The organism is Serratia quinivorans, assembly GCF_052113645.1.
Classification (GTDB): Bacteria; Pseudomonadota; Gammaproteobacteria; order Enterobacterales; family Enterobacteriaceae; genus Serratia; species Serratia quinivorans_B.
Map to the genome: position 1 here is coordinate 196,233 of NZ_JBIEIU010000006.1, position 14,031 is coordinate 210,263.

Below are 14,031 nucleotides of genomic sequence, written 5' to 3' on the forward strand. Positions count from 1 at the left end.
ATGCGAAAGCATAATTAAAAGCGTCCCTGCCGCCCGCCCAATCGGGGCAGTCACGGTGGCGCATTATACGCTGCCAAACGGCTAACTGTTACCTTGGAACTGTCTGGTTGTTGAAAATAAGCGTATGTCCGCGCAAAAGTATAGAGGACGCCCCCAGGCTACGGGGGTTAAAAACGATAAAGGCCCAATTAAGGGCCTTAAAAAAAAGTATCTGACTGCCGAACTATGCCAATTGACTGATGCGCGCCAACTGTTCGAAGTAGTCCGGGAAGGTCTTCGCGGTACATTTCGGATCGAGAATGGTCACCGGCGTATCCGATAATGCCACCAGCGAGAAACACATCGCCATACGGTGGTCATTATAGGTGCCGATATCGGCAAATTTCAGCTTGGCCGGTGGCACTACGTGAATGTAGTCTTCCCCTTCATCAACCTCGGCCCCCACTTTACGCAGTTCCGTTGCCATTGCTGCCAAACGGTCGGTCTCTTTTACCCGCCAGTTATAGATATTGCGGATAGTCGTCGGGCCTTCGGCAAACAAGGCCGCGGTCGCAATCGTCATCGCCGCGTCCGGGATATGGTTCATGTCCATGTCGATGCCGCGCAGTTCACCGCGGCTGCATTCAATATAGTCATCGCCCCAGGTAATGCGCGCTCCCATTTTTTCCAGCACGTCGGCAAACTTGGTGTCGCCCTGCACGCTTTTTTTACCAATGCCGGTAACGCGTACGGTGCCGCCTTTAATCGCCGCCGCCGCCAGGAAATAAGAAGCTGAAGAGGCGTCGCCTTCCACCAGATAATCGCCCGGTGAACGGTAAGTTTGACCGCCACTGATATGGAATACGCGGTAGTTGTCGTGGCTGACTTCAACGCCGAAGCTACGCATCAGGTGCAACGTGATATCAATGTACGGTTTGGAAACCAGCTCGCCTTTGATATGGATATGGGTGTCCTGTTCAGCCAGCGGCGCCGTCATCAACAAGGCGGTCAGGAACTGGCTGGATACGCTGCCGTCCACGGTCACATCACCGCCATGGAAACCACCGCGCAGGCGCAATGGTGGATAATCGGTCTGCTCCAGATAATCAATCTGCGCGCCGCCCTGACGCAGAGCGTCCACCAAATGGCCGATCGGGCGCTCTTTCATACGCGGTTCACCGGTCAGCACCACATCGTTGCTGCCCAGGCACAGTGCCGCCGCCAAAGGGCGCATCGCGGTACCGGCATTGCCGAGGAATAACTCAAGCGGTTGGTTGGCCACCAACGGGCCGGCAACGCCTTCAACTTTGCAGGTGGTGCGATCGTCTGACAGTTGGTAACTCACCCCCAACGCCTGTAGCGCATTCAGCATGTGGCGCACGTCGTCGCTGTCCAGCAGGTTGGTCAGCGTCGTCGTTCCCTCCGCCAGCGCAGCCAGCAGCAGAGCACGGTTGGATACGCTCTTGGAGCCGGGTAAGTTGACGGTGCCATTGACCAAGGCGACCGGTTGTAACGTCAGGGAATCCACCATGTGAACAAAAATCTCCAAAATCTGATAAACGAAACGGCCCCGGGGATAATGCCGGAGCCGCTTTAACTCAAAAGGACAACAGCGAAGGCGGCCCGCTCAAGGCAGGCAACCTGGCTTAACCGTGACGACGTTCGAAGTCGATCATAAAGTCGGTCAAGGTCTGCACGCCGGCCAACGGCATTGCATTGTAAATAGAAGCGCGCATGCCGCCAACCACTCGGTGACCTTTTAACGCCTGCAGGCCAATGGCCTCCGCTTCGCTGAGGAACACCTTGTCCAGCGCCGGGTCCGCCAGTTGGAACGGCACGTTCATCCAGGAACGGTTGGCATGCGCCACTCGGCTGCGGTAGAAATCAGAGCTATCGATGGTCGCATACAGCAATTCGGCCTTGGCCTGATTGCGTTTGTGCATCTCCACCAGGCCGCCCTGCTCTTTCAGCCATTTGAATACCAGGCCGGACAGGTACCAGGCAAAAGTCGGCGGCGTGTTGAACATGGAATCGTTCTCGGCCAGCACGGTGTAATCGAGGATGGACGGGACTTCGCGGCGCGCTTTACCCAGCAGATCTTCGCGGACAATCACCAGGGTCAGGCCGGCCGGGCCGATGTTTTTCTGTGCGCCGGCGTAAATCACGCCGAAACGGCTAACGTCCAGCGGACCCGACAAAATGGTGGAGGAGTAATCACCGACCACCACCTTATCGCCAAAATCCGGCAGCTCATCGATGGCCACGCCGTCGATGGTTTCATTCGGACAATAGTGCACATAGGCTGCATCGTCGTTTAACTGCCACTCTTTCATCGGTTTGATGCCGAGCAGGCCGTCAACGTTGGTTTTCACGTCAATGGTGTTTGGCGTGCAGTATTTTTTCGCTTCGGTGATGGCGCTGTGCGCCCAGTAACCGCCGTCGATATAATCCGCGGTGGTTTGGTCACCCAGCAGGTTCAGCGGCAACGCAGCAAACTGCGCGCGGGCGCCACCGTGGCAGAACAGCACTTTATAGTTGGAGGGGATCTTCAGCAGATCGCGCAGATCCTGTTCGGACTGCTGAGCAACTTCGATAAACTCTTTACTGCGATGGCTGATTTCCATCACCGAGGTACCGAGACCGTGCCAGTTGCACAATTCCTGTTCCGCACGACGCAACACTTCAACCGGCAACATTGCCGGGCCAGAGCTAAAATTATAAACCTGAGTCATTTCCCCTCACCACATTCACTATTCGCCAATGATACTGGCCTACCGAAATACGCCCGAACTACCCCATCGGTTTTATCACTCACGCCCCCCGCCTGCAATGCTTATTCGAACGAGGTCGGGAAAGCCTTTATCACTGCAATAACAGGCTCTGCCAAATCACCGGTACTTTCTGCAATAAAACGCTGTGACAACGGCCAATTCAGTGGGTTAACGCGGTTTTTTATGCTGTATTCAGCCGACATGGCTAGGGGGCGCGACGGCCCCCGAATGGAGAAAAGACACTCAGTATTGATTGAACATCTGCTGGATTTGTTTGGCATCTTTGGTCTGGGTCAATGCCAGTTGCAGCAGGATCCGTGCTTTTTGCGGGTTCAGCGTGCCGGCGGCAACAAAGCCGAATTTGGCGTCATCCACTTCGGCATCTTCGGTGGTGGAGCCGGTGGGCACTCTGGAAGATCGCACCACGGCGACGCCGTTATGCGCAGCCGTCGCCAGGGTATCGAACACCGTTTTATACAAGTTACCGTTACCGACCCCGGCACTGACGATGCCCTGATAACCTTCGGCGATCAGAGCTTTCGCCGGCGCATCGGAGGCATTGGCATAATTGTAGATAATGCCCACCTTCGGCAACGCTGTCAGGCTGGACACGTCAAACGGGGTATCGGTGGTGTGTTTGCGCTGCGGCGAACGTTGGTAATCAACCTTGCCATATACAGATTGAACGGACCATCGGCGCTCATTGCCGTTGCCGGACGCATCGCCCCGACAATCACCACCGGCTTGTCGCATTTGACGGTGAGATCCAGAAAATAGGCGGTCTCTTCCAGCGTGTCGGTGCCGTGGGTGACGACAAAGCCGTCAGTTTTGGCGCAGTCGGCGTTGATTTTCTTCGCCAGCTTCAGCCATACCTCATCGTTCATGTCCTGCGAACCGATGTTCACCACCTGCTCGCCCTGAACGTTGGCGAGATTTTTCAGCTCAGGTACAGCACTCACCAGAGCGTCAACGCCCAGCTTACCTGCCGTGTAGTTGGACTTCGTCGCCGATTCGCCACCGCCGGCAATGGTGCCACCGGTCGCCAACAAGGTAATGGTGGGCAATGCCAGCGCAGAACCGCTTGCGCCCGCCAACAGTAGCGCCACAGCGCTGAGTTTCACTGATTTCATTGAGTTTCTCCATGATAGATAACCCGCTGAATTATGGCCCTTATCCCCAAAAAAACTGTGACTTTGCCACCGCTTTAGGAATACATGGAGCTTGGGCGTAAAACCCCGTATCATTGCGCGTTTTTAGTACGCTCAAAAAGTGAAGACAATGACGCAAACTTTTATCCCTGGCAAAGACGCCGCGCTGGAAGACTCTATCGCCCGTTTCCAACAGAAATTAAGCGACCTGGGTTTTAATATCGAAGAAGCCTCCTGGCTGAACCCGGTACCCCATGTATGGTCAGTTCACATCCGTGACCGCGATTGCCCGCTGTGCTTCACCAACGGCAAAGGTGCCAGCAAAAAAGCTGCTTTGGCCTCCGCTTTGGGCGAATACTTCGAACGCCTCTCCACCAACTATTTCTTTGCCGACTTCTATCTGGGCAAACAGATTGCCGAAGGTGACTTCGTGCATTACCCGAATGAGAAGTGGTTCCCGATCCCTGCCGACGACTCGCTGCCGGCCGGTATTCTCGACGAACGCCTGCATGCTTTCTACAATCCGGATCAGGAAGTCAACGCGAGCGATCTGATCGATTTGCAGTCCGGTAATGGCGACCGTGGCATTTGCGCCCTGCCGTTCTCCCGTCAGTCAGACCAGCAGACTGTTTATATCCCGATGAACATTATCGGCAACCTGTATGTGTCCAACGGCATGTCCGCTGGTAATACCGCCAATGAAGCGCGCGTACAAGGCCTGTCCGAAGTGTTTGAGCGTTATGTGAAAAACCGCATTATCGCCGAGTCCATCAGCCTGCCGGAGATCCCGGCCGAGGTGCTGAACCGCTATCCTGGCGTGGTGGAAGCCATCGCCAAGCTTGAAGAAGAAGGTTTCCCGATCCTGTCCTACGACGCGTCGCTGGGCGGCAACTATCCGGTGATCTGCGTGGTGCTGTTCAACCCGGCTAACGGCACCTGTTTCGCCTCGTTCGGCGCGCACCCTGATTTCGGCGTGGCGCTTGAACGTACCGTCACTGAACTGCTGCAGGGCCGTAGTCTGAAAGATCTGGACGTGTTCACCGCCCCCACCTTCGACGACGAAGAAGTGGCGGAGCACACTAACCTGGAAACCCACTTTATCGATTCCAGCGGTTTGATCTCCTGGGATATGTTCAAGCAGGATGCGGATTACCCGTTTGTCGACTGGAGCTTCAGCGGCAGTACGCAGGAAGAGTTCGCCACCCTGATGAGCATCTTCGACAAAGAAGGCGCTGAAGTGTACATCGCCGACTATGAGCATCTGGATGTGTACGCCTGCCGTATCATCGTACCGGGCATGTCCGATATCTACCCGGCGGAAGACCTGCTGCTGGCCAACAACAGCATGGGAGCACACCTGCGTGATACGCTGCTGGCGTTGCCGGGCAGTGAGTGGGAGCCGCAAGAGTATCTGGCGCTGATCGAACGCCTGGACGACGAAGGCCTCGACGACTTCACCCGCGTGCGCGAACTGCTGGGGATTGCCTCCGGCAAAGACAACGCTTGGTATACCCTGCGCGTAGGCGAGCTGAAGTCGATGCTGGCACTGGCGGGCGGCGATATGGACCAGGCGCTGATCTGGGCAGAGTGGACTCAGGACTTCAACGCTTCCGTGTTGAACCCGGCGCGCAGCAACTACTACCGTTGCCTGCAAACCCTGTTGCTGCTGGCGCAGGAACCTGAACGCGATCCGGCTCAGTACTACACCGCCTTCGTGAAGATGTACGGTCAGGAAGCCGTAGATGCCGCCTCTGCGGCCATCAGCGGCGAAGAGCGCTTTAACGGCCTGTTCGCGGTCGATAGCGATCTGAAAGCGTTACCGGCGCATCAGGCGCTGTTAGCGGCCTACGAAAAACTGCAGAACGCCAAGCGTCGCCATTGGGCGCAGGCATAATCTCAGTCTCTGTGCGCCGGCGGGTCTCTGCCGGCGCTACACCTTTGCCTTTACTCTCACTCCATAAAAATCTCAAAATGCTATTTTGACGGTTAAATCACCGGTTTTTCCTTTTATTTTTTTCGCCTAATTACGCACTTAACAGCAAACAAGATAAATAAAGCGGCAATTGTTACCGGCCGGTAAAATAATAATTAACTGATAATTAAACCCTGGCCATCTGAAAGTGACAAAATGCGCTAAAATTTAACCTGAACGGGGTCGACACTGCGATAAATTCAAAATTATTTGCAAACATTAAAAAATAGTTTTTCATTAAAAATCAATGTGATAATCAAATAAACCTTGCGTTTTATCTGGTTTTTTGCCGTTTTAGTTCCCCCCCTTATGATCCAAATCAATTTTTACCCTATACTGCTTTGCTAGTATCTCATTGCGTTGTTTTAACCCTTAAAAGCGAGAGTTAGTGTGAAAGCTGACAACCCCTTCGATCTGATATTACCTGCAGCAACGGCGAAAATCGCTGAAGATGCAGGTGTGTATAAAGCCACCAAGCATCCGCTGAAAACGTTTTATTTGGCGATCACTGCCGGCGTCTTTATTTCAATCGCATTCGTATTTTATATCACTGCGACTACCGGCACTGCCGGTGTGCCTTTCGGCCTGGCAAAACTGGTCGGCGGCATCTGCTTCTCTCTGGGGTTAATGCTGGTGGTGGTTTCAGGCGCCGACCTGTTCACTTCCACCGTGCTGATTGTCATCGCGAAAGCCAGCGGCCGCATCAGCTGGTGCCAACTGGGCGCCAACTGGCTGAATGTCTATATCGGCAACCTGATCGGCGCACTGTTCTTTGTGGCACTTATCTGGTTCTCTGGCGAACATATGGTGGCCAACGGCCAATGGGGCCTTAACGTCCTGCAAACCGCGGACCATAAGCTGCACCACACCTTTGTTGAGGCGGTCTGCCTCGGCATTCTGGCTAACCTGATGGTCTGCCTGGCCGTGTGGATGAGCTACTCTGGCCGCAGCCTGATGGACAAAATGTTCGCCATGATCCTGCCGGTCGGCATGTTCGTCGCCAGCGGTTTTGAACACAGCATCGCCAACATGTTTATGATCCCTATGGGTATCGTGGTTAAAAACTTCGCCACGCCAGAATTCTGGCAAGCCGTAGGGGCAGCACCCGAGCAATTTGCTCATCTGACCGTAAGCAACTTTATCATCGACAATCTGATCCCAGTCACCATTGGCAACATCATTGGCGGCGGCTTGCTGGTTGGGTTGACTTACTGGGTAATTTATCTGCGCGGTGGTGAACAACAGCACTAAGCTGTTAGTTATCGCGCGCCGAGTTAGAACTCCACAATTAAAGGTAGGTGTATAATGACCGAACTTAACGAGAAGTTAGCCAAAGCTTGGGAAGGTTTCAGCAAAGGTGACTGGCAGAAAGAAGTCAACGTTCGTGACTTCATCCAGAAAAACTACACTCCTTACGAGGGTGATGAATCCTTCCTGGCCGGCGCAACTCAGGCCACCTCCACCCTGTGGGAAAAGGTTATGGAAGGGATCAAACTGGAAAACCGCACTCATGCGCCAGTTGATTTCGACACCAACGTTGCCGCCACTATCACTTCCCACGACGCTGGCTACATCGCCAAAGAACTGGAAACCATCGTAGGTTTGCAGACTGACGCACCTCTGAAACGCGCGCTGATCCCATTCGGCGGCATCAAAATGGTAGAAGGTTCTTGTAAGGTCTACGGCCGCGAACTGGATCCACAGCTGAAGAAAGTGTTTACCGAATACCGTAAAACCCACAACCAGGGCGTATTCGACGTTTACACCAAAGACATCCTGAACTGCCGTAAATCCGGCGTGCTGACCGGCCTGCCAGATGCTTACGGCCGTGGCCGCATCATCGGTGACTACCGTCGCGTAGCATTGTACGGCATCGATTTCCTGATGGCCGACAAACTGAACCAGTTCAAGTCACTGCAGAGCAAGCTGGAAAACGGCGAAGATCTGGAAATGACCATCCAGCTGCGTGAAGAAATTGCTGAACAGCACCGCGCTCTGGGCCAGATTAAAGAAATGGCTGCCAAATACGGCTGCGACATCTCTGGTCCGGCATCCACCGCGCAAGAAGCTGTGCAGTGGACCTACTTCGGCTACCTGGCCGCGGTGAAATCCCAGAACGGCGCGGCAATGTCCTTCGGCCGTGTGTCCACCTTCCTTGACGTGTTCATTCAACGCGATATCGAAGCGGGCAAACTGAACGAAGAGCAGGCGCAGGAACTGATTGACCATCTGGTAATGAAACTGCGTATGGTGCGCTTCCTGCGTACCCCTGAGTATGATGAACTGTTCTCCGGTGACCCAATCTGGGCGACTGAATCCCTGGCAGGTATGGGCGTTGACGGCCGTACTCTGGTCACCAAAAACAGCTTCCGCTTCCTGAACACCCTGTACACCATGGGGCCGTCTCCGGAACCGAACATGACCATCCTGTGGTCTGAAAAACTGCCTCTGAACTTCAAAAAATACGCTGCGAAAGTGTCTATCGACACCTCCTCCGTACAGTATGAAAACGATGATTTGATGCGCCCTGACTTCAACAACGATGACTATGCCATCGCCTGTTGCGTCAGCCCGATGATTGTCGGTAAGCAAATGCAGTTCTTCGGTGCCCGTGCCAACCTGGCGAAAACCATGTTGTACGCCATCAACGGCGGCGTTGATGAAAAACTGAAAATGCAGGTTGGCCCGAAAGAAGCGCCAATGATGGACACCGTGCTGGACTATGACAAAGTCATGGAACGCATGGACCACTTTATGGATTGGCTGGCCAAACAGTATGTGACCGCGCTGAACATCATTCACTACATGCACGACAAGTACAGCTATGAAGCTGCACTGATGGCGCTGCATGACCGTGACGTTTATCGCACCATGGCCTGCGGCATCGCCGGTCTGTCGGTTGCGGCTGACTCCCTGTCTGCCATCAAGTACGCCAAAGTGTCCACCATCCGTGACGAAGACGGCCTGGCCGTAGACTTCAAAATCGAAGGTGAATACCCGCAGTTCGGTAACAACGATGCTCGCGTTGATGACATCGCCTGTGACCTGGTAGAACGTTTCATGAAGAAAATTCAGAAACTGCGTACCTACCGTAATGCGGTACCGACTCAGTCCGTCCTGACCATCACTTCCAACGTGGTTTACGGCAAGAAAACCGGTAACACCCCAGATGGTCGCCGCGCCGGCGCGCCATTCGGTCCAGGTGCTAACCCAATGCACGGTCGCGACCAGAAAGGGGCTGTAGCTTCCCTGACCTCCGTAGCCAAACTGCCGTTTGCTTACGCGAAGGACGGGATCTCCTACACCTTCTCCATCGTGCCAAACGCGCTGGGTAAAGACGACGATGTGCGTAAAGCCAACCTGGCGGGCCTGATGGACGGTTACTTCCACCACGAAGCGTCCATCGAAGGTGGTCAGCACCTGAACGTCAACGTGATGAACCGTGAAATGCTACTGGACGCGATGGAAAATCCTGAGAAATATCCTCAGTTGACCATCCGCGTATCCGGTTATGCCGTTCGCTTCAACTCATTGACCAAAGAACAACAGCAAGACGTTATTACTCGTACTTTCACTCAGTCGATGTAATTGCCCCATCCGGGCGGGGTTTCCCGCCCGGTTATCAAGCTGAAACCCGGGGCCGGATCTTTCCGGCCTTTTTAGCAAATGCGCTACCCTGACTCACCACGAGTCTGTTTTGCCAGATAGCTATACTGAATGGAATTAGTGGATATCCGGCAAAACAGTTATCCGGCGTAATAACCGGCCAACAGGTATCGTTCCACCCCAGTCGTCGGGCCTGGCCCGGTTGCTGCATCGCTGATCCCTGGCTGGCGGTTATGAGCCTACTTTTAGACTGCGTTTGACAGTCAATATTGGAGAAAACCCCGCAATGTCAGTGAAAGGTCGCATCCACTCCTTCGAATCCTGTGGCACCGTAGACGGTCCAGGGATCCGCTTTATCGTTTTCTTCCAGGGCTGCCTGATGCGCTGCCTGTATTGCCACAACCGCGACACCTGGGATACCCACGGCGGAAAAGAAGTGACCGTAGAAGAGCTGATGAAAGACACCGTCTCTTACCGTCACTTTATGAATGCTTCCGGCGGTGGCGTAACGGCCTCCGGCGGTGAGGCCATTTTGCAGGCCGAGTTTGTCCGCGATTGGTTCCGTGCCTGCCACGAAGAAGGGATCAATACCTGTCTGGACACCAATGGCTTCGTGCGCCGTTATGATCCGGTGATAGACGAACTGCTGGATGCCACCGATCTGGTGATGCTGGATCTCAAACAGATGAACGACGACATTCACCAGAATCTGGTCGGCGTCTCCAACCATCGCACGCTGGACTTTGCCCGCTACCTGGCAAAACGCAATCAACGTACCTGGATCCGTTATGTGGTGGTGCCGGGCTGGTCAGATGACGACAAGTCAACGCACCTGTTGGGCGAGTTCACCAAGGACATGACCAACATCGAGAAAATCGAACTGCTGCCCTACCACGAACTGGGCAAGCATAAATGGGTGGCGATGGGAGAAGAGTACAAACTGGACGGCGTTCATCCACCGAAAGCGGAAACCATGGATCGCGTGAAAGGTATTCTGGAAAGCTACGGTCACAAAGTGATGTACTGACCCCGTTGGCAACCACAAAAAACCCGGCACACAATGGCCGGGTTTTTGATGTTCAGGCCGCAGCCAAAGGGGTGTGGTGGCGATCCGGCCTTTTCAGCAGCATCATCAGATATACCAACGCAACGGCGGCAATCATCACAAACAGCAGGCGATCGGAATAATTTTGCATCAACAGCGCCGTCATCGACGGGCCGAGCAGGCTGCCGATGGTGTAACTCATCAACAGCGCCTGGTTCATCGCCACCAGCTCATGCGGCAGCGCCTTCTCACAGGCCCAGGACATCGCGACCGGATACAAGGTGAACCCGGCACACCCAAGAATGAACAACGCCGGCGCCATCGCATAGTTACCGAGCATCGCGACACTGGCAAGGATCACCACAAACACCTGAATGCGCAGCACCAGTAAACGGCCATAGCGGTCTGCCATGCGCCCGACCGGCCACTGCCCGACGATGCCCGAACTGACCAACAATGCCATCCAGTACCCCACATTGGCATCACTCATGCCCTGATGGGACAGATACAGCGGCATCAAACCATACAGCGAACCAAGCACAATACCGGAAATGATACAGCCATTAATGCCCAGCCGCGCGCTGCGACGCTTCAACATCGGCCATACCGCTGCCTGTTGCGGTTCATCGTGCTGGCTGTTAACCCGGGCAAACAGCATCGGTAACATGGCGCTGATCACAATGGCCGTCACCCACGGCACCACATTCAACAGTTCGGTCGACACCATGCTCAACAGCAGTTGGCCGACCACCGTGCCGAGGTAATAAACCATCATATAGGCCGCCAACAGTTGGCCACGGTTGGAAAGATTACCGCTGCGCAGCAAAGCGCTCTCAACAATCACCCAAATCCAGGCGCAGCCGATACCGGCAAAGAAACGCCAGCCCATCCAACTCCAGAAATCGAGAGACAATGCCATACCGGCGGTGGCCACGGCGAACACCACGCAGGCGAGATGATAGCTGCGGGTAAAGCCAATGCGCTGGATCAGTTTGCCCGCAATCAGCGTGCCGATCAGGTTGCCGGTAAAGTAAGAGGAACTTACCATTCCCACCTGCCAGGTTGACAACTGAGCATGGGTTAACCAAAGAGGGACTAACGTATTCAATACGGCAATAGAAACCGTGAGCAACAACAGGCCACAGAGCAGCAGGAGCACTGGGCGGGAGTATGCGGACATAGTGAGATTGAAACCGAACGCGCAATGAGAGTGCGCGCATCATGCCACTGGCGATAAAAAAGTCAATCAGCTCTTATATGTGCACCGCACAATTTGTATTCCACGGGCGGTTCAATGGCAAAATGGCCGTCAGCGCCCACGACATGGCGCACCTGACGGCCGTTCATTTTTATCAGAAATAGAGTTCTAAAGGCTCAACTTCGGCAGTGCATTCCGCGCGCCAGGCGCTCAGGGTGATTTGCGCCAATTGCGCCAGGCCCTGATAGAACGGGTGTTGCGCATTCGCTTGCAGCAGTTCCAGATAGCGCGGTGCCCAAGGCAGCAAATGTTTGGTCAGCAACTCTTCAACCAATCCACCCTGCCGTTCTTCAGCTAACCATGCCACCATCATCAACAAGGTGCCGATATGATCTTCCGGCTCATTGCGATCGTGTTGCGCGTCAATACCATTCGAACGTAACCACCGGCGCAGACGCAGGGTGGAATTACCAAACAGCACGTTCTCTTTGTCCAGATACACTGAACCCCATAACGGAGCCGGTAAGGTATCAGGACCGACAAACAGGCGCTGGTAAGCTTCCGCCAGGGATTCATCCTGTTGATCTTCAATCCCGGTGGCGATCAATGCTGCCGCAGTCTGCAACTGCTCGGCGTCGCCATATGGCCACTCTTTGACCCACTCAGATTCAGACAAGGTTGCCAACAGCTGTTGACCGTCTTCACTTTCTGGCGGCGCATACAACAACACACCCAGCACCCGCCCCGTTAAAGCGATATTTTCAAGCGTCATAAATCAAGGATCCTATTAAGGGCGCAGCGAACTGCGCCTCACTACAAATATTAACCGGCTACCGCCATGCCGACGGTCATGTGCAGGCCGTAGAATACGCCCCGCCCAACCAACTCACCCGCGATAACCAGAATCAAACCTAAAGCCATTCCCATCACGCTCGCGTTGCCACGGCGCAACAGCGGACAAATCCAGCAGCCTAAACCCAGCACCACCAACACCAAACGCCCCACCATTAATTGGCCATACTGCGGGATCAGCGCTGATGCCTGCTGCACCGAACTGCTGATGCTGGCCAATTCATAGCCTTGCATCATCGCCATCCCCAAACTGACCAACAGAGCGACCACGCTCAGGGTAGCCAGTGAATGCCGGGTTGAAACGTCCAACCCCGCCGCACGAAGCAACAGAACGCCTAACAATGGCCCCCCGACCAGTACCGTCAGGAAAAAGCTCAGCGTAGTGTAACCGTTATGCCAGGTCGGTACCGTATCGATTTGATACACCCGTGTCATAGCGTAAACAAAGACAATGCCCAGCGCCATGGTCACCCACAGCCCCAGTTTGCCCAATGCCGGTGGCATTTTGCCCAATACCGTCAACAGCCAACAACCACCGCCGACCGCGAAGAACAATGCGCCAGCGACTATTTCGTTACTCAACGCCGAGGCGCCGACACGGTTCAACGAGTTAAACGCCCGCCACGGCGAACCAAGGTGCAGCGTGGAAGCGACGAAAGCGATGCCCATCAGCAACCACAAGAAGAACATAGAGCGATGAACCGCCCGGCCCTGCTGTTCGTTCAGGCTACCGCCGATCACCGCAAGCCCCATGACGATAATCGCACCCACCACGCATTGTCCCAATACGGTAAACAACATCAGCGGCCATTCATGCCATCCCATGCCCATATCAAACCTCCTTTGGATTGGCCAGATAGCCAGTGGTGTCGCCGCTTGGGCGGCTGTTGGCATTGGGTTTCAACACCATGCACGGTCGGGTAAAATGCGCCGCCGGCAGGGGTGCCACCTGCGCCAGGGTGCCATGTTGCTGCCGCAGGTGTTCAATCGGGCCAAAATCCAGAGCCCGCAGCGGACAAGATTCCACGCAGATCGGTTTATTGCCCTCGGCCACCCGCTCATAACAACCGTCGCACTTGGTCATGTGGCCTTTGGCCACATTGTACTGCGGCGCACCGTATGGGCAGGCCATATGGCAGTAGCGGCAGCCGATACACACCTCTTCATTCACCACCACAAAGCCATCTTCACGCTTGTGCATCGCGCCGGTCGGGCACACTTTGGTACAGGCAGGATCTTCACAGTGGTTGCAGGCAATCGACAAATAATAGGCAAACACGTTTTGTTGCCAGCCATCGCCATCCTGGAACCAATCCCCTCCGGCGTATTCATAGATACGGCGGAAACTGACGTCCGGCGTCAGGTTTTTATAGTCTTTGCAGGCCAGTTCGCAGGTTTTGCAGCCAGTGCAACGACTTGAATCGATAAAGAATCCATATTGCTGTGTCATTGGCTACCCC

Annotated in this window: 10 protein-coding genes and 1 pseudogene; 4 read left to right on the plus strand and 7 right to left on the minus strand. The window is 54.6% G+C overall.

Annotated elements, in window-relative coordinates; translation table 11 throughout:
* Positions 1 to 223: 223 nt before the first annotated feature.
* The 3 genes and pseudogenes from aroA to ACGS9J_RS13550 all read right to left on the minus strand — a co-directional run bounded on the left by aroA (position 224) and on the right by ACGS9J_RS13550 (position 3,880).
* Positions 224 to 1,510 carry a 3-phosphoshikimate 1-carboxyvinyltransferase gene (gene aroA, locus ACGS9J_RS13540; protein ID WP_442231399.1) on the minus strand — a complete coding sequence of 429 codons (1,287 nt, stop codon included), beginning with the start codon at positions 1,508 to 1,510 and terminating at the stop codon, positions 224 to 226.
* 115 nt (positions 1,511 to 1,625) lie between these two features.
* Complete coding sequence (serC, locus tag ACGS9J_RS13545) at positions 1,626 to 2,711, minus strand: 3-phosphoserine/phosphohydroxythreonine transaminase (protein ID WP_442231400.1); 1,086 nt, start codon at positions 2,709 to 2,711, stop codon at positions 1,626 to 1,628.
* 282 nt (positions 2,712 to 2,993) lie between these two features.
* Positions 2,994 to 3,880, minus strand: a pseudogene (locus ACGS9J_RS13550) (asparaginase domain-containing protein).
* Between the two features lie 148 nt (positions 3,881 to 4,028).
* Here ACGS9J_RS13550 and ycaO point away from each other — a divergent pair.
* The 4 genes from ycaO (at position 4,029) to pflA (ending at position 10,503) form a co-directional block, all read left to right on the plus strand.
* Positions 4,029 to 5,792 carry a 30S ribosomal protein S12 methylthiotransferase accessory factor YcaO gene (ycaO, locus tag ACGS9J_RS13555; protein WP_442231401.1) on the plus strand — a complete coding sequence of 588 codons (1,764 nt, stop codon included), beginning with the start codon at positions 4,029 to 4,031 and terminating at the stop codon, positions 5,790 to 5,792.
* Between the two features lie 468 nt (positions 5,793 to 6,260).
* On the plus strand, positions 6,261 to 7,121 hold the full coding sequence (gene focA / locus ACGS9J_RS13560; protein WP_442231402.1) for a formate transporter FocA: 861 nt from the start codon (positions 6,261 to 6,263) through the stop codon (positions 7,119 to 7,121).
* Between the two features lie 54 nt (positions 7,122 to 7,175).
* Positions 7,176 to 9,458, plus strand: coding sequence for a formate C-acetyltransferase (gene pflB, locus ACGS9J_RS13565; protein WP_442231403.1), 2,283 nt, complete (start codon positions 7,176 to 7,178; stop codon positions 9,456 to 9,458).
* A 304-nt stretch (positions 9,459 to 9,762) separates the two neighbouring features.
* On the plus strand, positions 9,763 to 10,503 hold the full coding sequence (gene pflA, locus ACGS9J_RS13570) for a pyruvate formate lyase 1-activating protein (protein ID WP_442231404.1): 741 nt from the start codon (positions 9,763 to 9,765) through the stop codon (positions 10,501 to 10,503).
* A 52-nt stretch (positions 10,504 to 10,555) separates the two neighbouring features.
* Here the strand turns inward: pflA and ACGS9J_RS13575 are convergent, their stop codons facing one another.
* The 4 genes from ACGS9J_RS13575 to ACGS9J_RS13590 all read right to left on the minus strand — a co-directional run bounded on the left by ACGS9J_RS13575 (position 10,556) and on the right by ACGS9J_RS13590 (position 14,021).
* On the minus strand, positions 10,556 to 11,701 hold the full coding sequence (locus tag ACGS9J_RS13575; RefSeq protein ID WP_442231405.1) for an MFS transporter: 1,146 nt from the start codon (positions 11,699 to 11,701) through the stop codon (positions 10,556 to 10,558).
* A gap of 172 nt (positions 11,702 to 11,873) precedes the next feature.
* On the minus strand, positions 11,874 to 12,491 hold the full coding sequence (dmsD, locus tag ACGS9J_RS13580; protein WP_442231406.1) for a Tat proofreading chaperone DmsD: 618 nt from the start codon (positions 12,489 to 12,491) through the stop codon (positions 11,874 to 11,876).
* A 50-nt stretch (positions 12,492 to 12,541) separates the two neighbouring features.
* Positions 12,542 to 13,402, minus strand: coding sequence for a DmsC/YnfH family molybdoenzyme membrane anchor subunit (locus tag ACGS9J_RS13585; protein WP_442231407.1), 861 nt, complete (start codon positions 13,400 to 13,402; stop codon positions 12,542 to 12,544).
* A 1-nt stretch (position 13,403) separates the two neighbouring features.
* Entirely contained in the window at positions 13,404 to 14,021 is a 618-nt protein-coding gene (locus tag ACGS9J_RS13590) for a DMSO/selenate family reductase complex B subunit (protein ID WP_442231408.1), read from the minus strand.
* Between the last annotated feature and the right edge of the window lie 10 nt (positions 14,022 to 14,031).

Excerpts from the sequence above, each read along its gene's own strand:
- aroA (WP_442231399.1), bottom strand. The coding sequence starts at position 1,510 with ATGGTGGATTCCCTGACGTTACAACCGGTCGCCTTGGTCAATGGCACC.
- serC (WP_442231400.1), bottom strand. The coding sequence starts at position 2,711 with ATGACTCAGGTTTATAATTTTAGCTCTGGCCCGGCAATGTTGCCGGTT.
- ycaO (WP_442231401.1), top strand. The coding sequence starts at position 4,029 with ATGACGCAAACTTTTATCCCTGGCAAAGACGCCGCGCTGGAAGACTCT.
- pflB (WP_442231403.1), top strand. The coding sequence starts at position 7,176 with ATGACCGAACTTAACGAGAAGTTAGCCAAAGCTTGGGAAGGTTTCAGC.
- pflA (WP_442231404.1), top strand. The coding sequence starts at position 9,763 with ATGTCAGTGAAAGGTCGCATCCACTCCTTCGAATCCTGTGGCACCGTA.
- ACGS9J_RS13575 (WP_442231405.1), bottom strand. The coding sequence starts at position 11,701 with ATGTCCGCATACTCCCGCCCAGTGCTCCTGCTGCTCTGTGGCCTGTTG.
- dmsD (WP_442231406.1), bottom strand. The coding sequence starts at position 12,491 with ATGACGCTTGAAAATATCGCTTTAACGGGGCGGGTGCTGGGTGTGTTG.
- ACGS9J_RS13585 (WP_442231407.1), bottom strand. The coding sequence starts at position 13,402 with ATGGGCATGGGATGGCATGAATGGCCGCTGATGTTGTTTACCGTATTG.
- ACGS9J_RS13590 (WP_442231408.1), bottom strand. The coding sequence starts at position 14,021 with ATGACACAGCAATATGGATTCTTTATCGATTCAAGTCGTTGCACTGGC.